26 protein-coding genes and 1 pseudogene are annotated in these 24876 nt (G+C 73.0%); 13 read left to right on the plus strand and 14 right to left on the minus strand.

The genetic code is table 11. The features are described from left to right. The first annotated feature begins 96 nt into the window (after positions 1–96). Entirely contained in the window at positions 97–687 is a 591-nt protein-coding gene (locus JWR81_RS21430; protein WP_297655836.1) for an acid phosphatase, read from the plus strand. Positions 688–689: 2 nt separating this feature from the next. Beyond that, positions 690–1241 (plus strand): GNAT family N-acetyltransferase, encoded by a 552-nt coding sequence (locus tag JWR81_RS21435; RefSeq protein WP_297655838.1) that lies wholly within the window; start codon positions 690–692, stop codon positions 1239–1241. Here the strand turns inward: JWR81_RS21435 and JWR81_RS21440 are convergent. Then, positions 1160–1564 carry a hypothetical protein gene (locus JWR81_RS21440; protein WP_297655840.1) on the minus strand — a complete coding sequence of 135 codons (405 nt, stop codon included), beginning with the start codon at positions 1562–1564 and terminating at the stop codon, positions 1160–1162. The genes JWR81_RS21435 and JWR81_RS21440 overlap by 82 nt on opposite strands. A 33-nt stretch (positions 1565–1597) precedes the next feature. Here JWR81_RS21440 and JWR81_RS21445 point away from each other — a divergent pair, with 33 nt between their 5' ends. Continuing rightward, the gene (locus JWR81_RS21445; protein WP_297655842.1) at positions 1598–2548 is read left to right on the plus strand and encodes a diacylglycerol kinase family protein; all 951 of its coding nucleotides are present in this window, start codon (positions 1598–1600) and stop codon (positions 2546–2548) included. A 420-nt stretch (positions 2549–2968) separates the two neighbouring features. Then, positions 2969–3220: a WhiB family transcriptional regulator gene (locus JWR81_RS21450; protein WP_075950692.1), complete on the plus strand. Its 252-nt coding sequence runs from the start codon at positions 2969–2971 to the stop codon at positions 3218–3220. A 216-nt stretch (positions 3221–3436) separates the two neighbouring features. Here JWR81_RS21450 and JWR81_RS21455 read toward each other — a convergent pair. The 3 genes and pseudogenes from JWR81_RS21455 to JWR81_RS21465 all read right to left on the minus strand — a co-directional run bounded on the left by JWR81_RS21455 (position 3437) and on the right by JWR81_RS21465 (position 6243). Next, positions 3437–4930, minus strand: a pseudogene (locus JWR81_RS21455) (sensor histidine kinase). 220 nt (positions 4931–5150) lie between these two features. Further along, positions 5151–5492 carry a mycothiol system anti-sigma-R factor gene (rsrA, locus tag JWR81_RS21460; RefSeq protein ID WP_297655847.1) on the minus strand — a complete coding sequence of 114 codons (342 nt, stop codon included), beginning with the start codon at positions 5490–5492 and terminating at the stop codon, positions 5151–5153. 70 nt (positions 5493–5562) lie between these two features. Beyond that, positions 5563–6243 (minus strand): sigma-70 family RNA polymerase sigma factor, encoded by a 681-nt coding sequence (locus JWR81_RS21465; RefSeq protein WP_297655935.1) that lies wholly within the window; start codon positions 6241–6243, stop codon positions 5563–5565. Positions 6244–6472: 229 nt separating this feature from the next. On the opposite strand from JWR81_RS21465, the gene ybaK reads away from it, so the two are divergent. Continuing rightward, complete coding sequence (gene ybaK, locus JWR81_RS21470) at positions 6473–6949, plus strand: Cys-tRNA(Pro) deacylase (protein ID WP_297655850.1); 477 nt, start codon at positions 6473–6475, stop codon at positions 6947–6949. 23 nt (positions 6950–6972) lie between these two features. Here ybaK and JWR81_RS21475 read toward each other — a convergent pair whose 3' ends face one another. Then, positions 6973–7566, minus strand: coding sequence for an alpha/beta family hydrolase (locus JWR81_RS21475; protein WP_297655938.1), 594 nt, complete (start codon positions 7564–7566; stop codon positions 6973–6975). A 107-nt stretch (positions 7567–7673) separates the two neighbouring features. Beyond that, complete coding sequence (locus tag JWR81_RS21480; RefSeq protein ID WP_297655940.1) at positions 7674–8459, minus strand: SOS response-associated peptidase; 786 nt, start codon at positions 8457–8459, stop codon at positions 7674–7676. Between the two features lie 181 nt (positions 8460–8640). On the opposite strand from JWR81_RS21480, the gene aroA reads away from it, so the two are divergent. The 4 genes from aroA (at position 8641) to JWR81_RS21500 (ending at position 12398) form a co-directional block, all read left to right on the plus strand. Continuing rightward, on the plus strand, positions 8641–9897 hold the full coding sequence (aroA, locus tag JWR81_RS21485; RefSeq protein WP_297655853.1) for a 3-phosphoshikimate 1-carboxyvinyltransferase: 1257 nt from the start codon (positions 8641–8643) through the stop codon (positions 9895–9897). A gap of 81 nt (positions 9898–9978) precedes the next feature. Then, positions 9979–10977 carry a ribosome small subunit-dependent GTPase A gene (gene rsgA / locus JWR81_RS21490; RefSeq protein ID WP_297655856.1) on the plus strand — a complete coding sequence of 333 codons (999 nt, stop codon included), beginning with the start codon at positions 9979–9981 and terminating at the stop codon, positions 10975–10977. A 57-nt stretch (positions 10978–11034) separates the two neighbouring features. Beyond that, a complete protein-coding gene (locus tag JWR81_RS21495; RefSeq protein ID WP_297655859.1) occupies positions 11035–11853 on the plus strand; it encodes a hypothetical protein in 819 nt (272 codons plus the stop codon). Positions 11854–11879: 26 nt separating this feature from the next. Next, a complete protein-coding gene (locus JWR81_RS21500; protein WP_297655862.1) occupies positions 11880–12398 on the plus strand; it encodes a DUF1707 domain-containing protein in 519 nt (172 codons plus the stop codon). A gap of 238 nt (positions 12399–12636) precedes the next feature. On the opposite strand, the gene JWR81_RS21505 is transcribed toward JWR81_RS21500, so the two are convergent. After that, positions 12637–13143, minus strand: coding sequence for a hypothetical protein (locus JWR81_RS21505; RefSeq protein ID WP_297655866.1), 507 nt, complete (start codon positions 13141–13143; stop codon positions 12637–12639). Between the two features lie 77 nt (positions 13144–13220). Then, positions 13221–14624 carry a wax ester/triacylglycerol synthase family O-acyltransferase gene (locus tag JWR81_RS21510; RefSeq protein WP_297655868.1) on the minus strand — a complete coding sequence of 468 codons (1404 nt, stop codon included), beginning with the start codon at positions 14622–14624 and terminating at the stop codon, positions 13221–13223. 22 nt (positions 14625–14646) lie between these two features. Here JWR81_RS21510 and JWR81_RS21515 point away from each other — a divergent pair, with 22 nt between their 5' ends. The 3 genes from JWR81_RS21515 (at position 14647) to JWR81_RS21525 (ending at position 16986) form a co-directional block, all read left to right on the plus strand. Then, on the plus strand, positions 14647–15402 hold the full coding sequence (locus tag JWR81_RS21515; protein ID WP_297655871.1) for an RNA methyltransferase: 756 nt from the start codon (positions 14647–14649) through the stop codon (positions 15400–15402). Positions 15403–15494: 92 nt separating this feature from the next. Next, positions 15495–16718 carry an alpha-hydroxy acid oxidase gene (locus tag JWR81_RS21520; RefSeq protein ID WP_297655874.1) on the plus strand — a complete coding sequence of 408 codons (1224 nt, stop codon included), beginning with the start codon at positions 15495–15497 and terminating at the stop codon, positions 16716–16718. Between the two features lie 43 nt (positions 16719–16761). Then, positions 16762–16986, plus strand: coding sequence for an antitoxin (locus JWR81_RS21525; protein ID WP_297655886.1), 225 nt, complete (start codon positions 16762–16764; stop codon positions 16984–16986). A gap of 71 nt (positions 16987–17057) precedes the next feature. On the opposite strand, the gene JWR81_RS21530 is transcribed toward JWR81_RS21525, so the two are convergent. Together JWR81_RS21530 and JWR81_RS21535 are read right to left on the minus strand one after the other, a co-directional pair. Next, positions 17058–17429, minus strand: a complete 372-nt coding sequence (locus JWR81_RS21530; protein ID WP_297655889.1) for an HAD-IA family hydrolase — start codon at positions 17427–17429, stop codon at positions 17058–17060. A gap of 10 nt (positions 17430–17439) precedes the next feature. After that, positions 17440–17859 carry a MarR family winged helix-turn-helix transcriptional regulator gene (locus JWR81_RS21535; protein WP_297655892.1) on the minus strand — a complete coding sequence of 140 codons (420 nt, stop codon included), beginning with the start codon at positions 17857–17859 and terminating at the stop codon, positions 17440–17442. A gap of 90 nt (positions 17860–17949) precedes the next feature. On the opposite strand from JWR81_RS21535, the gene JWR81_RS21540 reads away from it, so the two are divergent. Continuing rightward, positions 17950–18432 carry an Rv3235 family protein gene (locus JWR81_RS21540; RefSeq protein ID WP_297655896.1) on the plus strand — a complete coding sequence of 161 codons (483 nt, stop codon included), beginning with the start codon at positions 17950–17952 and terminating at the stop codon, positions 18430–18432. 68 nt (positions 18433–18500) lie between these two features. Here the strand turns inward: JWR81_RS21540 and JWR81_RS21545 are convergent, their stop codons facing one another. The 4 genes from JWR81_RS21545 to JWR81_RS21565 form a co-directional block, all read right to left on the minus strand. Then, complete coding sequence (locus tag JWR81_RS21545) at positions 18501–19859, minus strand: diguanylate cyclase (protein ID WP_297655899.1); 1359 nt, start codon at positions 19857–19859, stop codon at positions 18501–18503. A gap of 344 nt (positions 19860–20203) precedes the next feature. After that, a complete protein-coding gene (gene secA / locus JWR81_RS21555; RefSeq protein ID WP_367278824.1) occupies positions 20204–23116 on the minus strand; it encodes a preprotein translocase subunit SecA in 2913 nt (970 codons plus the stop codon). A gap of 160 nt (positions 23117–23276) precedes the next feature. After that, positions 23277–23915: a ribosome-associated translation inhibitor RaiA gene (gene raiA / locus JWR81_RS21560; RefSeq protein WP_297655902.1), complete on the minus strand. Its 639-nt coding sequence runs from the start codon at positions 23913–23915 to the stop codon at positions 23277–23279. A 236-nt stretch (positions 23916–24151) separates the two neighbouring features. Further along, positions 24152–24811 (minus strand): ComF family protein, encoded by a 660-nt coding sequence (locus tag JWR81_RS21565; protein ID WP_297655906.1) that lies wholly within the window; start codon positions 24809–24811, stop codon positions 24152–24154. Positions 24812–24876: the final 65 nt, after the last annotated feature.

Raw genomic sequence — 24876 nt, forward strand, 5'->3', positions numbered from 1 at the left:
CTACACCCGTAGCCCCCACCGATCCGTTCGTCGATGCCCCCACCACCCGGGGCTCGCACCGCGTTCGGATCGGCACGAGGCATTAGGGTCCCTCGCGTGTCCTCGGGTCGAATCTTCCTACTGCGCCACGGTGAGACCGAGTGGTCGCTCTCGGGCCAGCACACCGGCCGCACCGACGTCCCGCTCACCGAGCGCGGGCGCGAACTGGCGCAGGCGGCCGGTGCGCTGTTCCGCCGCCTGCGCGGCGACGACCCGCCCGCGCTCGTGCTCGCCAGCCCCCGGATCCGGGCGCTCGACACCGCCGAGCTCGCCGGGCTGAAGGTCGACCGCGTCGACGAGCGGCTGGCGGAGTGGGACTACGGCGACTACGAGGGCGTCACCACCGAGCAGATCCGCGAGACCGTGCCCGGCTGGACGGTGTGGACCCACCCGTCCCCCGGCGGCGAGACCGCCGACGAGGTGGCCGCCCGTGCCGACTCGGTGCTCGCCGACGCCGACGCGGCCCGGGTCAAGGGTGACGTCGTGTTCATCGGCCACGGGCAGTTCAGCCGCGTACTGGCCGCGCGCTGGATCGGCCTTCCCGCGTCGGCCGGCGTGCATTTCGCGATGGAGGCGCCGTCCTGGTGTGTGCTCGGCGACGAACGCGACGTGCCGCAGCTGGTGCACGTCAACCTGAAGCCGCTGTAGTCGTGGATCGGATCCGGGAGGTCACACCCGCCGACGTGCCCGCTGTCGTCGGGCTGGTGCGCGAGCTGGCGGAGTACGAGAAGGAGCTCGCGTCCTGCCACCTCACCGAGGAGCAGCTCACCGCGGCGCTCTTCGGCCCGGCGGCCGCGCTCTTCGGGCACGTCGCGGAGGTGGACGGCCAGGTCGTCGGCTGCGCCCTGTGGTTCCTCAACTTCTCCACGTGGCGCGGGGTGCACGGGATCTACCTGGAGGACCTCTACGTGCAGCCGCAGCACCGCGGCGGCGGCCTCGGACGGGCCCTCCTCGCCCGACTGGCGGCCGTGTGCGTCGAGCGCGGCTACGCGCGCCTGGAGTGGTCGGTGCTGGACTGGAACGCGCCCTCGATCGGCTTCTACCGCTCGATCGGCGCCGCCTCCATGGACGAGTGGACCACGTTCCGCCTCGACGGTGACGCCCTCGCCGCACTGGGTGGTCAGCGGGCGTCGTCCTCGACGCCCATCGCCCACGCGCGGGACGGCTCGCTGATCAGCAGCAGGAACGTGGCCACCACGTAGAGGCCGCACAGGATGCCGAGCACGAGTTGCTGCGACGGACCGATGAGCGAGTAGACCACCGGCAGCAGGAGCAGCTGGACGACGATCGCGGGCGTGCGGGCCCCGCGGCGGCCCGCCACCAGCGCGAGCCCGATGGCGACCACGGCCGCCCCGAGCACGGCGAACGCCGCCGCCTCGCCGAGCACCGTGCCGACCGGCAGCGCCGCCGAGCTCGCCTGCAGCGCGATCACGATCGCGAACACGACGGCCGCGAGGCCCTGCACCGCCACCAGCGCCCCGGCCGTGCGTACCTGCGGCGGAGCGGCTGCCCTCTCGGTCGTCACGGTGACGAGAATAGGCCCGGGTACGGTGCGGCCGTGCGCGCACTGCTGGTGGTGAACCCCAACGCCACGACCACGACGTCCGCAGGCCGCGACGTGATCGCCCACGCGCTGGCCAGCGAGCTCAAGCTCGAGGTGCTCGTGACCGCCCACCGCGGCCACGCCGCCGTCGCCGCGGAGCAGGCCGTGCTGGACGGCATCGAGCTCGTCGTGGCCCATGGCGGCGACGGCACCGTCAACGAGGTCGTCAACGGCGTCCTGGCCGCTACGGGCGGGCGCCCCGGCGACCCCCTCGACGGTCCGCTGGTCGCCGTGGTGCCAGGAGGCTCGGCCAACGTCTTCGCCCGCGCGATCGGGCTACCGCGGGACCCGATGGCCGCCACTGCCGCACTGCTGGCGGCCGTGGCGGAGCGGCGCAGCATGCTCGTGGGGCTCGGCCGGGCCGACTCCCCGGGTACGGACGGCCGCTGGTTCACCTTCAACGCCGGGCTCGGCTGGGACGCCGAGGTGGTCGCGTCCGTCGAGCGGGCTCGCGAGGCCGGCCGGGAGGCCACGCCCACCCGCTACGCGCGCACCGCGCTGCGGCAGTACCTGCGCGAGCGCAGGCGGCCCTGCTCGATGACGGTGGAGATCCCGGGGGCGGCCCCGGTCGAGGACGTGCGGCTGGCCTTCCTCTCCACCACCGACATCTGGACGTACCTCGGCCCCAGGGCGGTGCGCACCAACCCCGGGGCCTCGCTGCACACAGGGCTGGGCGTGTTCGGGCTGCGCGACCTCGGCGGGGCCACCATCTGGCCGACGCTGCGCCGGATGCTCCGTTCCGGTGGTGACCCCCGCGGGCGGAATGTCCTGCGCCAGGACGCCGTTCCCTTCGTTCGGGTGCGCAGCGACGAGCCGATCGCACTCCAGCTGGACGGCGACCACCTCGGGGGACGCCGCGAGGTGGAGTTCCGGGCCGTGACCGGAGCGCTACGCGTCGTCGTGTGAGACACGCAGTTCGTCGCAGCGGGCCGCCCGTCGTCACTCGACGGGGTGATAGATCGCGTCCATTCACCGATGCTTGCGGACCGTCGAGCCGATAAGGGCTCGCACCTGGGCAAACGGTGGCCCAAGGTAGGTCAGGCGAGGAACGAACCACAGCGAGGAGGTTTCTCGCACGGGTCCGACGGGCTCCGGGAGACCGGGATCCGGAGGGCGGGACGGGGTTGATCGCTCATCGTGACGGGTAGACGACGTAACAGATCGTGTCGGATCCCGCCGCGACGAGTCGGTGAGGTTACTAACTCACCCGGTTAGATCTCGGCCCTTGAAGATCCAGCGCGCTCGTGAAACTATTCACAAGCGCGGAAACACCGTGACGGACGATCGGCGCGACCCCGATCGCGCAAGTACGAGGAGCAGAGCAACATGGACTGGCGTCACCGCGCTATCTGCCGCGACGAGGACCCCGAGCTGTTCTTCCCCGTGGGGACCAGCGGTCCGGCGTTGCTGCAGATCGCCGAGGCCAAGACCGTATGCCGGCGCTGCCCCGTGGTCACCGAGTGCCTCACGTGGGCGCTGGAGAGCGGCCAGGACGCAGGCGTCTGGGGCGGCATGAGTGAGGACGAGCGGCGTGCACTGAAGCGCCGCAACGCGCGTACGCGTGCGCGCACGGCCTGATCTGCAGACAAGCACAGAGAAGTAACCCAGCACGGAGCAGTACCACGAAGAGAGCATCTCGACGACGTACGGAAGTCTCCCCCACCGAGGGCCCGAAACCGGACACGACCCGGTTCCGGGCCCTCGGTCGTTCCACCGGGCGCACACGTGAGCAGCTCCGGAGGGGAGTCGGGGACCCCTGTTGCGACCTGGAGCACCTCGACCACGAACAGAAGGTTAACGCCCTCGCAGCGAGAGCCTGATGACGGCCTCCGTACCACCGCCGGGCCGAGCCCGCACCTGGAGAGCGGAGTCGAGTTCCGAGTCGAGCAGGGTACGCACGATCTGCAGGCCAAGGCCGTCGGACGCGGCCAGGTCGAAGCCCTGCGGCAGGCCGTGGCCGTCGTCGGCCACCACCACGTCGAGCACGCCCGCCGACCGCTGGGCGGACACCACCACCTCGCCCGCCGTGCCCGGGTCGAACGCGTGGGCCAGGGCGTTGTGCACGAGCTCGGTGAGCACCAGCACCAGCGGGGTGGCCAGCGCGGCCGGCAGCGTGCCGAAGCTGCCCTCGCGGCGCACCTTCGCCCGCACCTCGGCCGTGGCGCCGTCGCCGATGGCGGGCAGCACCTTGTCGACGAGCTCGTCGAGGTCCACGCGCTCGGCCACAGACACCGAGAGCGTCTCGTGTACCAGGGCGATCGAGTTCACGCGGCGCACGCTCTCCGCGAGCGCCCGCCGGGCCTCCGGGATCGCCGTGCGGCGGGCCTGCAGGCGCAGCAGCGCCGCGACCGTCTGCAGGTTGTTCTACACCCGGTGGTGGATCTCCCGGATGGTGGCGTCCTTGCTGAGCAGCGCCATGTCACGCCTGCGGAGGTCGGTGACGTCGCGCACGAGCACGAGCGCCCCCGCCGCGTCGCCGCGCGGGCGCAGCGGCAGGGCCCGCACCAGCATCACCGCGCCCCGCGCCCGCACCTCCATCCGCAGCGAGTTCCGGCCGTCCAGCGCGGCCCGGATCCGGGCCGCCACCTCGGCGGCGTCGAACGGGTCGTGCACCAGCTCCCGGGTGGCCTGCGCGAGCGAGACGCCGACGAGGTCGCTGGCGTAGCCCATGCGGTGGTAGGCCGAGAGCGCGTTCGGGCTGGCGTAGGCGACGAGGCCGAGCGCGTCGAGGCGGATCAGACCGTCGCCCGCCCGCGGGCTGGTGTCGGCGCCGACCACCGATGCCCGGGGCGGGAACGTGCTGTCGGCCACCATCTGGCACAGGTCCGACGCACAGCCGAGGTACGCGATCTCGAGCGGGCTCGGGACGCGCGGCATGGCCAGGTTGGTGTCGCGCGAGAGCACGGCGATCACCGAGCCGGCGTGCCGCACCGGGATCGTCTCCGACCGCACCGGCACCTCCAGGTGCCAGCGCGGGTTCTCCTCGCGACAGATCCGCCCCTCGACGACGGCGCGGCGCAGCTGCGGGTTCTCGGCCACCGAGACCCGGGCGGCCACGACGTCCTCCGGATGGGCGGTCGGCCCGGTGGTGGGACGCGCCTGCGCCACGCAGAGGAACTCGGCGTCGGCCCCGGCACCGTCGTCACCGGCCAGCGGGATCCAGAGCAGGAAGTCGGCGAAGGACATGTCGGCCAGCAGCTGCCACTCCGCCACGACGCGCTGCAGGTGCTCGACGGCTTCGCCGGAGAGCTGGGTGTGCTCGGCGAGCAGCTCGCTCAAGGTGGACACGCATCGCCTCCGCTCCCCCGCGCCCGAAGATCCCATCCAACCACGTGGGAGGATCGGACCCAGACGAGCGGCAGAAGGAGGTAAGCATGTCGAAGCGAGCACGCAAGCGCCGCGACCGCGGCAAGAAGGGCGCCAACCACGGCAAGAAGCCCAACACGTGACAACGCGAAGAGCCGGGCGGGGATGATCCCCGACCCGGCTCTTTCGTATCTGCTGGAGCTCAGCTGCTCTGCTCCATGCGCATGCTGCGGATCTCCACCGTGGTGGTGGTGCCCTCCGGCCCGGTGGCGACGGTGACGTCGGCCTGCTCGAGCACGGCCACGCGGATCTGCTGGCGCAGCTTCTCCCTGAGCCCCGTCGGGGCGTGCTCGCCACCGCACTTGGTGGCCAGCAGCTTCTTGAGCTTCTCCTCGAGGCCGTACTGCGCGAGGCAGGGCCGGCACTCGTCGAGGTGCTGGGCCAGCAGGGCACGGCGGTCCTGGTCGCACTCCTGGTCGAGGAACAGCCACACCTCGGCGAGCACCTCGGAGCAGTTCGTGTCGTGGTGGTTGCCACAGCTCATCGCACGACCTCGCTTCGCACGGTCGACGCTTCGCGGGAGCGCTGTGTCGATGACTCGCTCGCAAGCTCGCTCATGACGTGACCTCCTGCTCCCGCTCGCCCCTCAAGAGGCCGCGCTCGCGTGCGGTGTCGGTGAGCATCTCGCGCAGCTGGCGCCGTCCGCGGTGCAGCCGCGACATCACGGTGCCGATGGGAGTGCCCATGATCTCGGCGATCTCCTTGTAGGCGAACCCCTCGACGTCGGCGAGGTAGACGGCCATCCGGAAGTCGTCGGGCAGCTGCTGCAGGGCCGACTTGACGTCGTTGTCCGGCAGCAGGTCCATCGCCTCGACCTCGGCCGACCGCAGGCCGCGCGACGTGTGCTCGGAGGCCTGGGCCTCCTGCCAGTCGGTGATCTCGTCGGTGGGCGACTGCAACGGCTGACGCTGCTTCTTGCGGTAGCCGTTGATGTAAGTGTTGGTGAGGATGCGGTACAGCCAGGCCTTGAGGTTGGTGCCCGCGCGGAACGTCTTGAAGGCCGAGTAGGCCTTGAGGAACGTCTCCTGCACGAGGTCCTCGGCGTCGGCCGGGTTACGCGTCATCCGCAGGGCAGCTCCGTAGAGCTGGTCGAGGAGCGGCATGGCGTCGCGCTCGAAGCGCGCCGCGCGTTCCTCGGCCGTCTCCTGCTCCTGGTCGACGGCCCCGTCGACCGCACCGACCTGCTGCTCGTCGGCGGTTGCCGCGGTATCGGCCGCCTGCTCGGTGCCGGGCACCGTGCTCCTCTCGCGCCGGATCGCGCGGGGCGCGACCTCGGGAACGGTCACCGCTGCGGCAACCGGATGACGGAACGAGCCTACGCGCTCACTCCTGGTCCGGCCCGCCGACCGCCCGCCCCTGGAATCCGGCCGAGCCCCGAGAGGGAGCGGGGCCTCCATCACTGCGTGCGTCACGTTGTTGTCCAACACGAACCCCTCCCGGGAGATTCCCCTAGAGTCCGGTGACGTGGCAGGAAAGGGCACCCCGGCGACGGCGCTGCTGGCCAGGGCGAAAGTGACGCACCGCATGCACGCCTACGAGCACGGCAGCGGGGCGGCGTACGGGCCGGAGGCGGCGGAGACCCTGGGGCTCGACCCGGCGCACGTGTTCAAGACGCTCGTCGCGGAGGTGGACGGGGCGCTGACCGTCGGCGTCGTGCCCGTGTCGGCGATGCTCGACCTCAAGGCGCTGGCCGCCGCGGTGGGCGGCAAGCGGGCGAAGATGGCCGACGTCGCCGCCGCCGAGCGCGCCACCGGCTACGTCGCGGGCGGCATCTCCCCGCTGGGGCAGCGCAAGCGCCTGCCCACGGTGGTCGACGCCTCCGCCGAGGGCCTGGAGACGATGTTCTGCAGCGCGGGCCGCCGCGGCCTCGAGGTGGAGCTGGCGCCGGCCGACCTGGCCCGCCTGACGAACGCGACCTTCGCCCCCATCGCAACCTCCTGACGCCACACTGCGCGGGACGGGCCTCAGGCCAGTGGCAGGTGCTCCAGCCAGGTCGCGACGGCCTCGCGGAGACCGTGCACGTCCGACTTCAGGGAGTGGTCGCCGCGCAGCAGCACCACCTCGCGGCCCGGGGCCGGGTCGGGGCGGCCGAACGGGTCGCGCTCACCCTGCACCACGAGCACCGGGACGGTCGGGGCGGCCAGCTCGTGGAGCCGGTCCTTCTCGGGCCTGCCGGGCGGGTGCACCGGGAACGCCAGGCACAGCACGCCGACGGCACCGCCTGCCGTCGCGTTCCGGCAGGCCACCCGCGCGCCGGAGCTGCGGCCTCCGAACAGCAGCGGCAGCGCCGTCGTCCGGCGCAGGTGCTCGACGACGGCCAGCCACGCGGCGTCGAGCTGACCGGCCGGAGCCGGTGCCCGGCGACCGGCCACGCGGTAGGGCTGCTCCACCCGCACAACCGTGAAGCCGCCCGCCACGGCGACGCCGGTGGCAGCCACCAGGTCCGGCGCGGTGATGCCGCCACCGGCCCCGTGGCCGAGCAGCAGGACCGCGCGCGCGTCGTCGGCGTCGCGGCGGGTGAGCCGGGCCGGACCGTGCGAGGTCTCGACCTCCGTCACGAGATCGGCTGCCACCTGGTCCGCACCGGCCGCGCCGGACGGCCCCGGCGAGGACGCTCCGGCGCGGTCCGTGGCCATCACCGGGGATTCGGTCGCCCGGGAGCCGGTCACTGCGGATTGGGGCCCGCGAGCAGGTCGAGCTGCAGCGGCTCGGCCACGTCCTCGGGCGCCATCTCCGCGAGTAGCTCCGGGCCGTTGTTGCGCACGCTGTTGACCAGCGCCGACACGGGCCGCAGCTCCAGCGACGCCACCAGCTCCGGCGTCGGCGGCACGAGCAGCTCGGCGACCCCGGCGGCGTCCGCGTCGATGTCGAGCCAGGCGTCCCACGCCGACGGCGGGAGCACCAGCGGCATCCGGTCGTGCACCTGCGCGAGCGCGCCGACGGCGGCAGTGGTGAGCACGGCGGCCGTGACCAGCCCGTCCGGGTACTTGCCCTCCGGGTCGTCCTTGGGCTTCCAGAACTCCCACAGGCCGGCCATCGCGAGCGACGCCCCGTCGGCGTAGTGCGTGTAGTACGGCTGCTTGTGCTCCGGCCCGCGCTGCCACTCGTACCAGCCGTCGGCCGGGATCAGGCAGCGCCGGGCGTTCAGCGCCTTGCGGAACGCGGGCTTCTCCGCGGCCGACTCCGAGCGGGCGTTGATCATCCGGGCGCCGGCCTTCGGGTCCTTCGCCCACGACGGCACGAGCCCCCACTTGACGACGCGCAGGCTGCGCTCGACCTCGTCGGGGTCGGGCGTGCCGTCGGCGTCGCGGGGGCGGCGCTGCACCACGGCGACGATGTTCTTCGTGGGCGCGACGTTGTAGTCGGGCTCGACCCCGCTCGTCGCGTCGACGGCGCGGAACTCGTCGGCGAGGTCCGCGGGGGCCTTGATGGAGGCGTAGCGACCGCACATGGCGTCCATGGTCCCACCCGCGGAGGCGGCCCACTGCGCGACCACGGCGAGCTGCTCACCACCGTGGAGAACACGATGCGGCCCGGCTTCGCCGAGACGAGGTCCGGCATGGCGCAGATCGTCACGCTGCTCGGGGGCCGCCCGCCGTCCGCGTGACCGGCCGTTGGGGAATCATGTCCCTGTGACCTCTCCCTGGCCCGCGCCGCTCGCCTCCGGGCCCGTCCGCGCCCGCGTGGCCGTGCCCGGGTCCAAGTCCGTCACCAACCGCGCGCTGCTGCTCGCCGCGCTGTCCGGCGGCGCCGCGTCCGTCTCGGGAGCACCGGCCACGCGCGACACCGCGCTGATGGTCGGGGCGCTGCGCTCCCTCGGGGTCACCGTCACGGTCGACGGCGAGCACGTCTCCTTCGCCCCCCACGACGGGCTGCGCGGAGGCGGCACCGTCGACTGCGGGCTGGCCGGCACCGTCATGCGCTTCGTACCGCCTGCCGCAGCGCTGGCCGCCGGGCCGGTCGCCTTCGACGGCGACGAGCACGCCCGGACGCGGCCGATGGGCACGGTGCTCGACGCGCTGCGGGCCCTCGGCGCGCGGATCGACGGGTCCGCGCTGCCCTTCACGCTGTACGGCGACGGCGGCCTGCCCGGTGGTGGCGTGGTGATCGACGCCTCGGCGTCGTCGCAGTTCGTGTCCGGCCTGCTGCTCTCGGCCGCCCGCTACGACAAGGGCGTCACCGTGCACCACGACGGCAGGCCGGTGCCGTCGCTGCCGCACATCGAGATGACCGTGGACATGCTGCGCACGGCAGGCGTGGACGTCGACGACAGCGAGCCCGACACCTGGCGCGTGGCTCCGGGACCGATCCGGGCGCGCGACTGGGTGGTCGAGCCCGACCTCTCCAACGCCGCGGTGTTCCTCGCCGCCGCCGCGGTGACCGGCGGTCGCGTCACCGTGGCCGGCTGGCCCGCCGGCAGCACCCAGCCGGGCGTGGAGATCCTCTCGGTGCTGGCCCAGGCCGGGTGCACCGTGGAGGCCGTCGACGACGGCATGACGGTCACCGGGCCGGACTGCCTGGCCGGGGTCGACGTCGACCTGCACGACGCCAGCGAGCTCACCCCCACCGTCGCCGCGGTGGCCGCGCTGGCGACGAGCCCGTCGCGCATCCGCGGGGTGGCCCACATCCGCGGCCACGAGACCGACCGGCTCGCCGCGCTCGTCGCCGAGATCACCGCGCTCGGTGGCGACGCGCACGAGACCCCCGACGGGCTGGAGATCCGGCCGGCCGAGCTGCACGGCGGGCCGTGGAAGGCCTACGCCGACCACCGGATGGCCACCGCGGGCGCGCTGATCGGGCTGGTGGTGCCCGGCGTCGAGATCGACGACATCGCCTGCACGGACAAGACGATCCCCGACTTCCCCGGACGCTGGGCGGACCTCGTGTGACCCGATCATGAGCGAGCTTGCGAGCGAATCGATGTCACAGCGCTCCCGCGAAGCGTCGACCGAGCGCAGCGAGGGAGTGCGGTGAGCAAGCGCGAGTACGACGAGAGCGACGTCCGGATCCGGCCCGGACGCCGGAGCGCGCGTCCCCGCACCAAGACCCGGCCCGACCACGCCGACGCCGCGGTCGCGATGGTCACCACCGTCGACCGCGGGCGCTGGACCTGCGCTCCGGACGGCGACTCCACCCGCCCGCCCGTGACGGCGATGCGGGCCCGCGAGCTGGGCCGCACCCCGATCGTCGTCGGCGACCGCGTCGGGCTCGTGGGGGATCTCTCCGGCGCCGTCGACACGATCGCGCGGATCGTCCGGCGCGAGGAACGTGCCACCGTCCTGCGCCGCACGGCCGACGACGACGACCCGTTCGAGCGCGTGGTCGTCGCCAACGCGGAGCAGCTCGTCATCGTCACGTCGGTGGCCGACCCGGAGCCGCGCACGGGGTTCGTGGACCGCTGCCTCGTCGCCGCCTACGCCGGCGGGCTCGCCCCCGTGCTGTGCCTGACCAAGGCCGATCTCGCGGATCCCGAGGACTTCGCCGCGCAGTACCGAGAGCTCGACATCCCGGTGCTCGTGACGCGGCGCGACGAGTGGCCGGACGCGCTCGCCGCACAGCTCTCAGGCCGGGTGTCGGCGCTCGTGGGGCACTCCGGTGTGGGCAAGTCGACGCTGGTCAACATGCTGCTGCCGGACGCCGCGCGCGCCGTCGGCATCGTCTCGGCGGTCGGCAAGGGCCGGCACACCACCGTCGCCGCGCTCGCGCTGCCGCTCCCCGAGGAGCGGGGCGGCGGCTGGGTGGTGGACACCCCGGGCATCCGGTCGTTCGGCCTCGCCCACGTCAAGCCCGACGACATCCCGGCCGCCTTCGACGACCTCGCCGCCGCGATCGAGGACTGCCCCCGCGGCTGCGGGCACCTCGGCCCGCCCGCCGATCCGGAGTGTGCGCTCGACGTCCTGGTGGAGAAGTCGTTACTCCGGCCCGGCCGGCTCGTTGCACTGAGACGGGTCCTGGTGGCGCTGCGGTAACCCTCCGCTGCCCCGCTCCGGCGACCACGGTGCGCAGGAGCCGGTGGAGGATCCCGCATGAGGTTCGGCAGCAGTAAGGGCATCGCGCTCGTGACGGCCCTGGTCGTGCTCGTGGCGGGGTGCTCGACGAGCTCCCCCGACGCCGGCAGCGCGGCCGCTCCGGCCCCGTACTCCACCATCAAGGAGCTCGTCGCGGCGGTCGCCCAGCGTCAGCGCGCCGACCAGACCGCGCGGCTGAGCCTGCGCGGTGAGGTGACGGGCGGCGCCACGCTGCAGTTCACGGGCGAGGGCGTCCTGCGCGTGCTCGACGACGCGGTGTCGGTGAAGTTCACGCAGGTCGTCACGCAGAAGGGTGCGGCGCCGCAGGAGACCGGGTTCGTCGTGCTCCCGGACGCCACCTACCTGCGCCTGCCCCCGCCGCCGGGCGAGAACGCACCGGACCGGCCGTGGGTACGGGTGGACCCCACCAGCAGCGACCCCGCCGCCCAGCGGCTCGCCGCGCTCGCCACCACCCTCACCGAGAGCGCCGACCCCACCCGGACGCTCGCCCGCTACGCCGACGCCACGCAGATCTCCGGCGCCGCCGACGACATCATCGACGGCGAACCGGCGGTCCGCTACACGATCGTCGTGGACCTCGCGAAGGCCGCGGCGCAGCAGACCGACCCGGCCATGAAGACCCGGCTCGAGCAGCAGGTGCGCGGCGGGCTCACCACCGTGACGTCGACGTTGTGGGTGGACGCCCTCGGCCAGCCGGTGCGCAGCGCCGTCCGCCAGGACCTGCCCGGCATCGGCACGCTCGTCATCACCGGCAGCTACCGCGACTGGGGCCAGCCCGTCGAGATCGACGCTCCGCCCGCCACACAGGTGCGCTGACCTCGGCGGGGTGGCAGGCTGCCCCCATGAGCGAGGGGACCCCGCTGGGGGGTGGGCCGCTGCGGATCGGCACGGCCGAACGCACGGCGGCGATGAAGGCGCTCGACGCCCATCTCGAGGCCGGCAGGCTCGGGGTGGAGGAGTACGGCGACCGGTCGGCGTCGGCCGCCAACGCCACGGTCGCCTCGGAGATCGAGGCGCTGTTCACCGACCTGCCCGCGCCACATCCGGTGCTGCCGGGCACGACCCCGCTGCCGGCCGTGCCACCGCCGACGGCGCGGATGCCCGTCGTGCCCCCGTCGGCGACGGTGGCGCAGCGTGGCACCGCGTTCCTGGACGTCGCGGCGCCGCGCGTCATGGCCGTGGTGCCGTTCGTGGCGCTGGTGCTGTTCTTCACCATCGGCGGCTGGTGGTGGTTCCTGCTGATCCCGGCCGCGGGGGCGCTGCTCTACGGCAGCCACCACAACGCCGAGACCGACCGCGCCGGCGACCGGGAGCGCGACGAGCGCCGGCGCGAGCGCCGCGAACGGCGTGGCGACCGCTGACTCACCCGTCCGGGAGCGCCGCCGACCGCTCGTCGGCGGTCTCCCGGTAGCGCGCCGGGTGCAGCCACGCTCCGCGGGCCCGAGGTCCACCCGGAACCAGCCCGTCTCCCCGCGCAGCAGGTTGCCCGCGTGCGCGTCCCCGTGCAGGACCACGGGGGCGAGCCGGCCCCGTCGAGGTCGGCCGGCATCCGCACGTGATGGGCGCGCAGCGTGCCGAGGATGCTCGGCGCGCGAGCGGTCAGCGCAGCTCGACGAGGAAGGCGATCTCGGACGGGTCGTACCAGGCCAGCTCGTGGTCCTCGGCCTCCCCGACGAGGAACTCCGCGTCGAGGTCGCCCATGTCGGCCGAGTCGATCGCGTCAGAGGCCTGCCGCACCGCGTACTCGGCCTCCTCGGTGTCGACGTGCACCGCGGCCACCTTCTCCAGCGGCACCGGCCCGGCGATGCGCACGGCGCCGTCGTCGAGGTCGGGGCGCAGCGTCACGTCGTCGAGGTCGGCGGCGATCACCACCCGGCGGGCCGGGGTGCCCTCCTCGCCGAGCCCGAACTCCACCGACAACAGCCGCAGCGACGCGCGCGCCGCCTCGGAGAGCGCCGCGTACTCGAGCTCCTCCTCGTCGCCCGCGGTGTAGGACTCGCGCAGCCTCGGCGTCAGGGAGAACGCGGTGCCACCGATCGGCGCCACCACGCCGTTCTTGACCAGGCTCTTCAGCATCGGCCACGTGGCCGGGACGTAGATCCTCATCGGACTCCCTCGCTGCGCTCGGTCGACAATGAGGGAATCCGCTGTGCCGATGATCGGCAAGCAAGCTCGCTCATGTTTCAGCTCACCGTCCCCAGGAGTTCCTCGAGCGACTCGCCGACCATGCCCGCGAGGACGTCGACGTCGGCCATCGCGTCGCGGTCGCCGTTGAATCCGTAGTACACGCCACCGTTGTAGGACGTGAGGCCGATGGCAAGCGCCTGCCCCTTCGCCAGCGGCACCACCGGGAACATCTCCAGCATCTGGGCGCCGGCGGCGTACAGGGGGAACTGCGGCCCCGGCACGTTCGTCACCACCAAGTTGAAGATCCGCTTCGAGATGCCGCTCGCGGCGCGGGCGCCCAACGCGTGCAGCGTAGGGGGCGCGAAGCCGCCGATCCGGACCAGGGTGTCGGCGCCCACGGACTGCCCGGTGGAGGTGTGCTCGCGCATCGCGTACGTGACATGGTGCAGCCGCACCACCGGGCTCGGCTCGCCCACCGGCAGGTCCACGAGGAACGACGAGACGCGGTTGCCCAGCGTGCCGACGGAGCTGGGCACGTCGGGCTCGCCGCGCACCGAGAGCGGCACCATCGCGCGCACCGACGACGACGCCGTGACGGGCTCCCCGCGGGAGAGCAGCCAGTCGCGCAGCGCCCCGGAGACCACGCTGAGCACGACGTCGTTGACCGAGCAGCCGTGCGCGGAGCGGATCTTGCGGTAGTCGTCGAGCTCGGTGCGCGCGATGGCGAAGCGGCGCTGCGTGGAGATGGCGACGTTGAGCGGCGAGCCGGGCGCCTTCCGGCTCGCGGTGCGGGCCATGGACAACAGCTGACCGGCCGCCCCCACCACCTTGCCGACGGTGGCCACGGCGTCGCGCGCCGCCGCCCGCGCGTTGTCGACGATGACGCCGGGCTGCGCCACCGCCTCCGCGACGGCGTCGAGCATGAGCTGCGCGTCGCCGGGCTCGGGCCGGGGCATCCACAGCTCCTCCGCATGCACCCGCGGCTCGGCGGAGACGTCGAGGATCACCTGGCCGATGTCGATGGCGCTGATGCCGTCGACCATCGCCTGGTGGGTCTTGGTGAGCACCGCGGTGCGGCCGTGCGCGAGACCCTCGACGAGGTACATCTCCCAGAGCGGCCGCGTGTGGTCCAGCGGGCGCGACATCAGCCGGGCCACGAGATCCGTGAGCTGCTCGTCCGAGCCCGGCTTGGGGAGTGCCGACCGCCGCACGTGGTAGGCGACGTCGAACTCGGGGTCATCCACCCACACCGGCCGCGCCAGGTTGCCGGGCACATGGCGCACCTTCTGCCGGTAGCGCGGCACGAGCGCGATCCGCTGCTCGATGAGCTCGACGAGCCGGTCGTAGTCGAAGCCGGCCTTCGGCCGCCGGAAGACCGACACGGCGCCGACGTGCATGGGCGTGGTCGGCTGCTCCAGGTAGAGGAACGAGGCGTCGAGGGCGGAGAGCCGGGGCGGCATAGGGCGATCCTAGGCTGGGGGCATGGCAGGTCCGCGATCACCGAAGGACACCTTCATCACCGTCTACGGGCGAAAGCCGGTGCTGGAGGCCCTCGACGACACGACGTTGCGGGTCGACAAGGTCATCCTCGCCGAGGACGTGCGGGGCGCCTCGGCCCACCAGATCCTCGCCGCGGCCCGCGACCGGGGAGTGCCGGTGCAGCGGGCCACCGCACACCGCGTCAAGGTGCTGGCCGGCAACGGCCGCCACGACCAGGGCGTCCTCGCCGACGTCGTCGCGCCGCGGATGGCGCCGGTGGCGGAGTTCCTCGACGAGCTCGGCCCGGACGCGCCCGCCGCGGTGCTGGTGCTCGACCGCCTCACCAACCCGTCCAACGTCGGGATGATCCTGCGGAGCGCCACCGCCGCGGGCCTGCAGGGCGTGCTGCTCCCCCGGCGCGGCCTGCCCTCGATCGACCCGCTGATGATCAAGGCGTCGGCCGGGGTGGCGTTCCGCGCGCCCGTGCTGCGCTCGGGCACCGTCGAGGAGGGCTGCGCGGAGCTGGCGGCGGGCGGGTTCACGATCTTCGGCCTCGACGCCGGTGGCGCGTCGCTGCTGGACGCCGAGCTGCCCGCCCGGGTCGCGCTGGTGCTGGGCAACGAGACCGACGGCCTGTCCGACTCGGTGCGCCCCCATCTCGACGGCGTGCTCGCCATCCCCATGCACGGCGGGGTGGAGTCACTGGGCGTCGCGAGCGCGGGTGCGGTGGCGGCGTTCGAACTGGCCCGTCGGCGCTGAGCGCCCTGGTAGGGAGGCCGCGGACGTCGCTGGGGTGATCGCGGCCCGCGAGGGACCCCGTGGACGTTTGCGGACCGCACTAGCCTGGGTGGATGGTCCAGCGTCGCCTTCCCCGCCCGTCCGAGCTGCGCCCGCTGCTGCGGCCCGCGCCCTTCGTCCGGGACGCCACCCAGCGCCGGCTGCGACGGGCCGCCACGATCGCCGACCTGCGCACCATCGCCCGCCGCCGGACCCCGCGCGCGGTGTTCGACTACACCGACGGCGCCGCCGACGGCGAGCTGTCGCTCAGCCGGGCCCGCGCGGCGTTCGCGCGCGTGGAGTTCACGCCGTCGGTGCTGCGGGACGTGTCGTCGGTGGACCTGGGCCGCGACATCCTCGGGCAGCGCTCGACGCTGCCGTTCGCCTTCGCCCCCACCGGGTTCACGCGGATGATGCACCACGAGGGCGAGCGAGCCGTCGCGTCCGTGGCGCAGGACGTGGGCATCCCTTACGCGCTCTCGACGATGGGCACCACCACAATCGAGGACGTGGCCGCCGCCGCACCCGGCGCCCGCAAGTGGTTCCAGCTCTACCTGTGGCGCGACCGCGCGGTGGCCAAGGACCTCGTGCAGCGCGCCGCCGACGCCGGCTACGACACGCTGATGCTCACCGTCGACACCCCCGTGGGCGGCGCCCGGCACCGCGACACCTACAACGGGCTGTCGATCCCGCCCGCGATCTCGCTGCGCACGTTCGCCGACGGCGCGATGCACCCGCACTGGTGGTTCGACCTGCTCACCACCGAGCCGCTGACGTTCGCCAGCCTCACCTCCACCGGTGGCGGCACCGTCGCCGACCTGATCAACCGGGTGTTCGACCCCGCGCTGACGATGAACGACGTCGACTGGCTGCGCGGCACCTGGGGCGGGAAGCTCGTCGTCAAGGGCATCCAGAGCGTCGACGACGCCCGGCGCGTGGTGGACGCGGGCGCCGACGCCGTGCTGCTGTCGAACCACGGCGGCCGCCAACTCGACCGCGCGCCGGTGCCGCTGGAGCTGGTGGAGCCCACCGTGCAGGCGCTGGGCGACCGCGCCGAGGTGCTGGTCGACACCGGCATCACCCACGGCGCCGACGTGCTCGCGGCGGTCGCGCTCGGCGCCCGGGCGGCGCTCATCGGCCGCGCCTATCTCTACGGGCTGATGGCCGGCGGCGAGCAGGGCGTCCGCAAGGCGGTGGAGATCCTGACCGGGGAGATCAGGAGAACACTGCAACTCGTCGGGGTGAAGAGTGTGGACGAACTACGCCCCTCGCACGTCCGTCTACGCCCGAACGGGTGAGCTCCCACTGGCGCCCGCGCGCGAGGCGGTCCAGGGTGCTCACATGAGCTTCCTCGACAAGGCCAAAGAGCTGCTGAACCAGAACGACGACAAGGTGGACCAGGCCCTCGACAAGGCCGGAGACATGGCCAAGCAGAAGTTCGCGGGGCACGACAGCGAGATCGACGGACTGGTCGACCAGGCGCAGCAGCGCACCGGCGCGGGCGACACCACGCAGGCGCCGCCGCCCGCCGAGGGCGAGCAGCCCCCGCCGCCGCCCGCCCAGTAACCACCCGACCTGACGACGAGGGGCCACGAGCGCATGCTCGTGGCCCCTCGCCCGTTCACCGGCCGGGCCGTCTACAGGCCGAGCAGGATCTCCACCTCCGACACCGTGGCGTCGGGGTCCCCGTGGTGCACGCCCACCGCTCCCGCTGCGCGGGCGCCCCGGATGTTGCGGGCGAGGTCGTCCACCACCACGCACTCCTGCGGCCTCAGGCCCAGGAGCCCCGCCACCTTCCGGAACACCTCGGGATCGGGCTTGCGCACGCCGAGCGCCGGCCCCAGCACCACCACGTCGAACGCCGCGGCGCAGTCGTCGGGCACGGCGTGCGCGTCCGAGACGAGCGCGGTGGGCAGGCCCGCGGCGCGCGCCCGATGCGCCAGGTCGAGGACCTGCGGCCCGTCGGTGATCACCCCGCCGTAGTCCATCACCAGACCGCGCAACCGCACGCGGGCGACGCTACCCGTCGCCCAGTGCCGCGAGGACGGCCAGCAGGTGGCCGCGGACGACCGCCTCGTGCTCGGCCGTCAGCACGGGCATCCGCTCCCCGAGCTGCGCCTCCACCGCCGCGGCGGCGGCGGCGAACCGGCGCCGACCGCGCGGCGTGATCGCCAGCCGCACCACGCGCCGGTCGTCGGGATCGCGCTCGCGCACGATGTGACCCCCGTCGGCGAGGGCGTCGACCACCGGGGTGAGCGTGGCCGGGGTGACGCCGAGCCGCGCCGCCAGCTCCCGGTGGGAGCCGCCGTCGGCCCGGGCCAGCTGCCCGAGCGCACCCAGCGACGTCGCCGTCAGGCCGTGCGCCGCCGCGGCCTGACCGCGGGCCCGGGTGACCACCTGCCCGGCGCGCGTCAGCAGCACGACGAGGGACGGTTCCATGCCCCGACCCTATCGTTCGTCGCCATACCATCAGGTGACGTACGACGTCGTCGACGCCCGCGGACGGCCCCGTCGGCCCACGCTCTGCGCATGACGACGCTGCTCCTCGCCCCCCGGCCCGTTTCGCCACCGCCGGAGCGGACCCGCCCCCGGCTGCGCCGGATGGCCTACGAGCCCGACCCCGGGACGCTCGCGGAGGCCCCGCCACGGTCGCTCGCACCACCGGCGGTGGTGGTCGACGTCCCCACCGAGGCCGAGCACCGCGCCGCGCGCCGAGCCCTGACGGGCACCGTCCGGCTGGCCCTGGAGGTGCTGGACGGCCGGCGCCCGGCCGCGCAGCTGGCACACCACTTCGACGACGCCCCGCTGCGCTACTGGCGGGCGGCGGCCCACCAGCGGCGCAGACGCACTCCCGCGCGCGCCCTGCGGATGCGGCTCTGCCTGCCCCTGCCGGGCATCGCCGAGGTCGCGGTGGTGTGCGACATCGACGGCCGCGTCCGGGCCCTCGCGGCCCGCTTCGACCGCGCCGACCCCACCGCGTCGTGGCGGTGCACCGAGCTGCGCCTGGGCTGAGATTGACGCCCGGGACCAGGACCCGGCACGGACAGCCACATCTGCGGCACGGACCTCGCCGGCACCCGTCAGTGCTCCCCCGCGGGCGGCGCCATCGTGCCCGGACGCGCGCGCTGGTCCGGCAGCTGCAGGCCGATGTGCACGGTGTCGCGACCAGCCCGCTTGGCGGCGTAGAGCGCGGTGTCGGCCACGTGCAGGAGCGTCCGGACATCGTGCCCGTCGAGCGGATGTACCGCCCCGCCGATCGACACGCTCAACCCGCTGATGCCGTGCACCCCGTCCGCCGTGGTGAACTCGATGCTGAGCTCGCGGATCCGGCGGCGGATCCGCTCGGCCACCAGGAAGAACGCCGTCTCCGTGTCGTCCGGGCTCCCGGCCAGCAGCACCACGAACTCCTCACCGCCGAACCGGCCGACGAGGTCGTGCTCGCGGATCTCGCTGCGCAGCGCATCGGCCACGGCGGCGAGGACCGCGTCGCCGGCCACGTGGCCGTGCCGGTCATTGATGCGTTTGAAGTGGTCGAGGTCGATCACGAGCACGGCGCCGGGCCCGTCCCGCTCACCGGCCCTGCGGATCTCGTCCTCCGCCCTGCCGTGCCAGGCCGCGGCGTTGAGCAGGCCGGTCTTCACGTCCGTGTCGGCGGCCTCCTGGAGGTGGCGCACGAGCACGGCGCGGTGCAGGAGCAGCAGCGCGGGCAGCACGAACCCCGTCAGGTACGGGCTGATGGTCAGCCCGATCGCGGTCAGGGCCCCCAGACAGAGGGTGGCGATCTCCAGCAGGTTCTCGTCCCAGCCACCGATGGCCCCGGCGACGTCCTGCTGCGGCGCGCTGAGCAGGATCGCGCCGGCGACCAGCGCGCTGTTGACCACCGCGTACGTCAGCAGCGCGAGCCCTATGCTCTCCAGCTCGGCGAGGCCGATCGGGGGCTGCCCGAACGCACCGGGCGCGAACGACCGCGCCACGCCCCCGGCGGCCAGGCAGGCCAGCACGACCGTCGCGATGCTGAACAGCTGGCGGAACAACGGGACCCGCGGGTACCAGGCCCGTCGCCAGATGTGCACCTGCAGCACGACGGCCAGCAGCGCCGCGAGGGTCGGGGGCAGCAGGAGGGCCGCCGCGAACGTCCAGACCGACGTGAGGTCGACGTGCAGCGCCTCGGTGACCCTGCGCCGCTGCCGCTCGACGCGGACCGCGACCTCGGTGTGGGCGAGGCCGAGCAGTCCGACGATCGCCAGCGTCCGCAGATCGGTGGGACGCGGGAGAACGCCGGCGACGCCCGGGGCCACCGTCAGCAGCAGTGCGGTCAGCTCGACCAGGAGCACCGGGGCCAGAACCCGCCGGGGCATGCCCCACACCGGCCAGCTCGACACGGCCGACACCGGCAGACGACCCGCGCGCGGGCGCCGGCCGTCGCGTTCGACCGTCATGCGCACTCGCAAGTCATCGGCAGCGCGGGCGCACCGAGCCTAGAGGAACGATCTCCAACATGTCACTCGAGAGGGGCAGATTCTTCACCTTCGATCACAATCAGGCTGGTCCGATCAACGCCCACGTCCACTCGAACGAGTGATGGGAGCACGGACCCCGGGGAGGAGGTGACCCGATGCGCAACAAGACCTGGGGCTGACAGGAGCACGACCGTGACAGGGATGCACCGACGTGAGGGGAGGCCGGCATGTCGAACAAGACCTGGGGCTGAGCGCCCGAAAGGGGCGCACACGGGGCCCCAGGGCGCCGTGCCGGAGGACGCCCGGCACGGCGCCCGGCGGGATCAGGGACGTGCGGTGGTGGGTGAGCCGTGGCACTGCTTGTACTTGCGGCCCGAGCCGCACGGGCATGGCCGGTTGCGCGACGGCTGGGCCGCCGCGCCGTTCCCCGCGCGGCTGCCGGAGCCGTTCGCCGCGCCCTTACCCGCGCCGTTTCCATCGCCACCGCGGGCGCGGGTGGCGTTGCCGTCCTCGGACGGACCGCTGTAGCTCAGGTCGCCGGGGCGGGCGCCGCGGAACGCCGTGGGCAGCACGCTGGTGGCGTCAGGGTCCTCGAGGGGCGGCGCGGGGCGGAGTCCCTTCTCCAGGGACGCGGACGCGGGCGTGGGCTCGGTGGCCGGTGCGGCCACGGCCTCGACCTGCTCGGTGACGGCGCCCTCGACGGTCTCGGGCGCGGCAGGCTCGGCCGCCTGGACCCGGACGTTGAACAGGTGCCCGACCGTCTCCTCCTTGATGCCCTCGAGCATCGCGGAGAACATGTCGAAACCCTCGCGCTGGTACTCGATCAGCGGGTCGCGCTGGGCCATCGCGCGCAGGCCGATGCCCTCCTTGAGGTAGTCCATCTCGTAGAGGTGCTCGCGCCACTTGCGGTCCATGACCTGCAGCAGCACCTGCCGCTCCAGCTCCCGCATGCCGCCCTGGGCGCCGATGACCGTGTCGATCTCGGCCTCGCGGCGTGCGTAGGCATCCTGCGCGTCGGCCAGCACGGCGGCCGAGAGGGCCTCGCGGGAGAGGTCGCCGTGGTCGTCGTGGTCACCGTCGCCGGCGAGGTCCTGCCAGCGGATGCCGACGGGGTAGAGCGTTCCCAGCGCCGTCCAGAGCTTGTCGAGGTCCCAGTCCTCGGAGTAGCCCTCGGACGTCTCGCCGTCGACGTAGGCGGTGATGACGTCCTCGAGCATGTGCTCGATCTGCTCCTGGATGTTCTCGCCCGCGAGCACGCGGCGGCGCTCGTCGTAGATGACGGTGCGCTGCTTGTTGAGCACCTCGTCGTACTTGAGGACGTTCTTGCGGATCTCGAAGTTCTGCTGCTCGACCTGCGTCTGCGCGCTGCGGATGGCCTTGGTGACCATGCCCGCCTCGATCGGGACGTCGTCGGGGAGGTTGAACCGGTTCATGATCGACTCGACCATCTGGCCGTTGAACCGGCGCATGAGGTCGTCGCCGAGCGAGAGGTAGAACCGCGACTCGCCCTGGTCGCCCTGGCGACCCGAGCGGCCGCGCAGCTGGTTGTCGATGCGGCGCGACTCGTGGCGCTCGGTACCCAGGACGTACAGCCCGCCCGCGGCCTTGACCTCCTCGGCCTCGGCCGCGACCTGCGCCTTCATCGTGGCCACGGCCTCGTCCCAGGCCGCCTCGTACTCCTCGCGCGTCTCCACGGGGTCGAGCCCCCGGCGGCGCAGCTCGAGGTCGGCGAGGAACTCGTGGTTGCCGCCCAGCACGATGTCGGTGCCGCGACCGGCCATGTTGGTGGCGACGGTGACCGCACCGGCATGCCCGGCCTGCGCGACGATCTGGGCCTCGCGCTCGTGCTGCTTCGCGTTGAGCACCTCGTGCGGCACCTGCAGCTGCACGAGCAGCTTGGCCAGGTACTCGGACTTCTCGACGCTCGTCGTACCGACCAGGACGGGTTGGCCCTTGGCGTGCTTCTCGGCGATGTCGGCGGCCACGGCCGCGAACTTCGCCTCCTCCGTCTTGTAGATCAGGTCGGGCTGGTCCTCGCGGATCATCGGCCGGTTCGTCGGGATCGGGACGACGCCGAGCTTGTAGATCTGGTGCAGCTCCGCGGCCTCGGTCTGGGCGGTGCCGGTCATGCCGGACAGGCGCGTGTAGAGGCGGAAGTAGTTCTGCAGGGTGATGGTGGCCAGCGTCTGGTTCTCCGCCTGGACCTCCACCCCTTCCTTGGCCTCGATGGCCTGGTGCATGCCCTCGTTGTAACGACGGCCGGCCAGCACGCGGCCGGTGAACTCGTCGACGATGAAGACCTGCCCGTCGCGGACGATGTAGTCCTTGTCCTTGCTGAACAGCTCCTTGGCCTTCAGGGCGTTGTTCAGGTAGCCGACGAGCGGGGTGTTGGCGGCCTCGTAGAGGTTGTCGATGCCGAGCTGGTCCTCGACGAGGGTGACGCCGTCCTCGGTGACGCCGACGGTGCGCTTGCGCTCGTCGACCTCGTAGTGGATGTCCTTCTTGAGCATCGGCGCCATGCGCGCGAACTCCTGGTACCAGCGAGCGCTCTGCTCGGCCGGGCCGGAGATGATCAGCGGCGTGCGGGCCTCGTCGATGAGGATGGAGTCGGCCTCGTCTACGACCGCGAAGTTGTGGCCGCGCTGCACCATGTCGGCCTTGTTCCAGGCCATGTTGTCGCGCAGGTAGTCGAAGCCGAACTCGTTGTTGGTGCCATAGGTGATGTCGGCGAGGTACTGGCCGCGGCGGATCAGCGGCGTCATGTCGGAGAGGATCACGCCGACCGACAGGCCGAGGAACCGGTGGATGCGGCCCATGTTCTCGGAGTCGCGCTTGGCCAGGTAGTCGTTCGTGGTGACGAGGTGGACCCCGTCGCCGGACAGCGCGTTGAGGTAGGCGGGGAGCACCGAGGTGAGCGTCTTGCCCTCGCCGGTCTTCATCTCCGCGACGTTGCCGAGGTGCAGGGCCGCACCGCCCATGAGCTGGACCTTGAAGTGGCGCTGGCCGATGGTGCGCTGCGCGGCCTCGCGGACCACGGCGAACGCCTCGGGCAGGAGCTCGTCGAGCGTCTCGCCCTCGGCGTAGCGGGAGCGGAACTCGTCGGTCTTCGCCCGCAGCTCGGCGTCGGTGAGGGCCTGGACCTCGGGCTCGAGGGTGTCGATGTGATCGGCGATGCGCCCCAGCCGCTTCACCAGCTTCGTCTCACCGGCACGGAGCAGACGGTTCAGGAGCGGCACTGGTCGACCTCATTCACGATCGCGGTCAGGATGCGGAGCGCCGAGGGACGGCGTTCCACCGGCCCAGGGTAGCGAAGCACCCGGGCCCTTCCCCCACAACGCCGAAGGGGCGGCAACCGTTCCGGTCGGAAACGGCGCCGCCCCAGTCGACGTGGACGGTCTAGCGGACCAGCTGGATCACGCCGTAGTCGTAACCCTTGCGCCGGTAGACGACGGACGGTTCGCCGCTGTCGGCGTCGGCGAAGAGGTAGAAGTCGTGGCCGACGAGCTCCATGCGGGAGAGCGCGTCGTCGACACTCATGGGATCAGCGGTGTGGGTCTTGTGCCGGACGATCCGGCCCGGCATCGGGTCGTCGGCGGCGGAGTGGTCGTCGGCGGCGGAGTGGACGTGCTCGGCGCTCTCGCGCGGCGCCGGGATGTCGATCTCGAGCATGACGTCGTCGAGCACCGCGATGTCGGCGTTCCCGCGACCGACCATGACGCGGGTGCGCCTGCCGGTGACCCTGCGGCGGTCGTGCGAGCGCCGCAGCCGCGACTCGAGCTTGGCGACGGCGCAGTCGAGCGCCGCGTAGAAGTCCTGGGCACAGGCCTCGCCCCGCGCCACTCCTTGGCAGCCGCGGCCGGTGAGCTCCACCCGCTGGCAGCTCTTGCTCTGACGCCGGTTGGGCTCGTGGAAGAGCTCCACGTCCATGGCGACGATCTTGTGGTCGTAACGTTCCAGACGAGCGACCTTGTCGGCGATGTGCTCCCGGAAGTGCTCCGGAACCTCGACGTTACGGCCTGTGACAACGATCTCCACGCAGACTTCCCTCGCTTTCGGCGTCGGGTTGCGTTGCAGACTGCGCCCGGAGATCCGACCCCGGGCGCTCGATCGGTGATTCCTGTGATTGGGGGCCTCGGCGGATGCGGGAGACCGTAACCCGCATCACGGTTCGGCAACAGTGCTCTGCGCCGAGTGGCCCTGGCTGGGTGGAAGCGCCGAACGACATTCCCCGGACACCGCCCGGACACTAAACTGCGGCGCCGCATTCATGATCAGGGGTGACGCCGGGTGGCGTCGCAGAGCACGAGAGCCACCTCCGCGGGCACACCTGCCTCGTTCAGCGCAGCGCGGCAGGCACGGAGCGTGGCGCCGGTGGTGACGACATCGTCGACGAGCACCACGGCCGCCCCGGGCGGTGGGAGGCGCCCCGGCCGCAGCCGGACCCGCCCGGACAGGTTTGCCGCACGCTGGCCGGCATCGAGGCCCACGGAGTCGCGGGCCAGGCGGGTGAGACGCAGCGCGGGGATGACGCGCACGTCGTCACGACCGGAGGCGAGGGACCGGCAGAGCCGGGCCACGTGGTCGCCGCCGCGAGCCCGTGCCGCCGACGGCCGGGACGGCGCGGGCACCAGCCAGGTGAGGGCGTGCGTCTCGCCGGCCAGCTCCTCGAGGAGGGGGCGCAGGACCGCGGCGAGCGGGCCCGCGAGATCCCTCCTGCCACGTTCCTTGTAGCGCAGCACCGCCGAGCGCAGCGGCCCCGTGTAGCGACCGGCCGCGAGCACCTGCGGGCCGCCCGCGAGCGCCGGCCACGACGGCGTGCCCAGCCGGACGGCGCACGCCGGGCACCACGGCGCCTCGAACGCCCCGCACCCCGCGCAGTCGGCGGGCAGCACGAGATCGACCAACGCTGCGATGGAGTCCCGGAAGGCCACGTGCCCACCCTGCCGCCCGGCACCGACGGGCGTCCGGAGTTGTCCACAGGCGGCGAGTTGTCCAC

Origin of the sequence: Pseudonocardia sp. (assembly GCF_025965585.1) — a bacterium.
GTDB lineage: Bacteria > Actinomycetota > Actinomycetes > Mycobacteriales > Pseudonocardiaceae > Pseudonocardia.

Coding starts and splice junctions, on each gene's coding strand:
- JWR81_RS21450 (WP_075950692.1), top strand. CDS start 2,969: ATGGACTGGCGTCACCGCGCTATCTGCCGCGACGAGGACCCCGAGCTG.
- rsrA (WP_297655847.1), bottom strand. CDS start 5,492: ATGAGCTGTGGCAACCACCACGACACGAACTGCTCCGAGGTGCTCGCC.
- JWR81_RS21480 (WP_297655940.1), bottom strand. CDS start 8,459: ATGTGCGGTCGCTACGCCTCCATCAAGGCCCCCGCGGACCTCGCCGAC.
- JWR81_RS21495 (WP_297655859.1), top strand. CDS start 11,035: ATGAGGTTCGGCAGCAGTAAGGGCATCGCGCTCGTGACGGCCCTGGTC.
- JWR81_RS21500 (WP_297655862.1), top strand. CDS start 11,880: ATGAGCGAGGGGACCCCGCTGGGGGGTGGGCCGCTGCGGATCGGCACG.
- JWR81_RS21505 (WP_297655866.1), bottom strand. CDS start 13,143: ATGAGGATCTACGTCCCGGCCACGTGGCCGATGCTGAAGAGCCTGGTC.
- JWR81_RS21510 (WP_297655868.1), bottom strand. CDS start 14,624: ATGCCGCCCCGGCTCTCCGCCCTCGACGCCTCGTTCCTCTACCTGGAG.
- JWR81_RS21515 (WP_297655871.1), top strand. CDS start 14,647: ATGGCAGGTCCGCGATCACCGAAGGACACCTTCATCACCGTCTACGGG.
- JWR81_RS21520 (WP_297655874.1), top strand. CDS start 15,495: ATGGTCCAGCGTCGCCTTCCCCGCCCGTCCGAGCTGCGCCCGCTGCTG.
- JWR81_RS21525 (WP_297655886.1), top strand. CDS start 16,762: ATGAGCTTCCTCGACAAGGCCAAAGAGCTGCTGAACCAGAACGACGAC.
- JWR81_RS21535 (WP_297655892.1), bottom strand. CDS start 17,859: ATGGAACCGTCCCTCGTCGTGCTGCTGACGCGCGCCGGGCAGGTGGTC.
- JWR81_RS21540 (WP_297655896.1), top strand. CDS start 17,950: ATGACGACGCTGCTCCTCGCCCCCCGGCCCGTTTCGCCACCGCCGGAG.
- JWR81_RS21545 (WP_297655899.1), bottom strand. CDS start 19,859: ATGACGGTCGAACGCGACGGCCGGCGCCCGCGCGCGGGTCGTCTGCCG.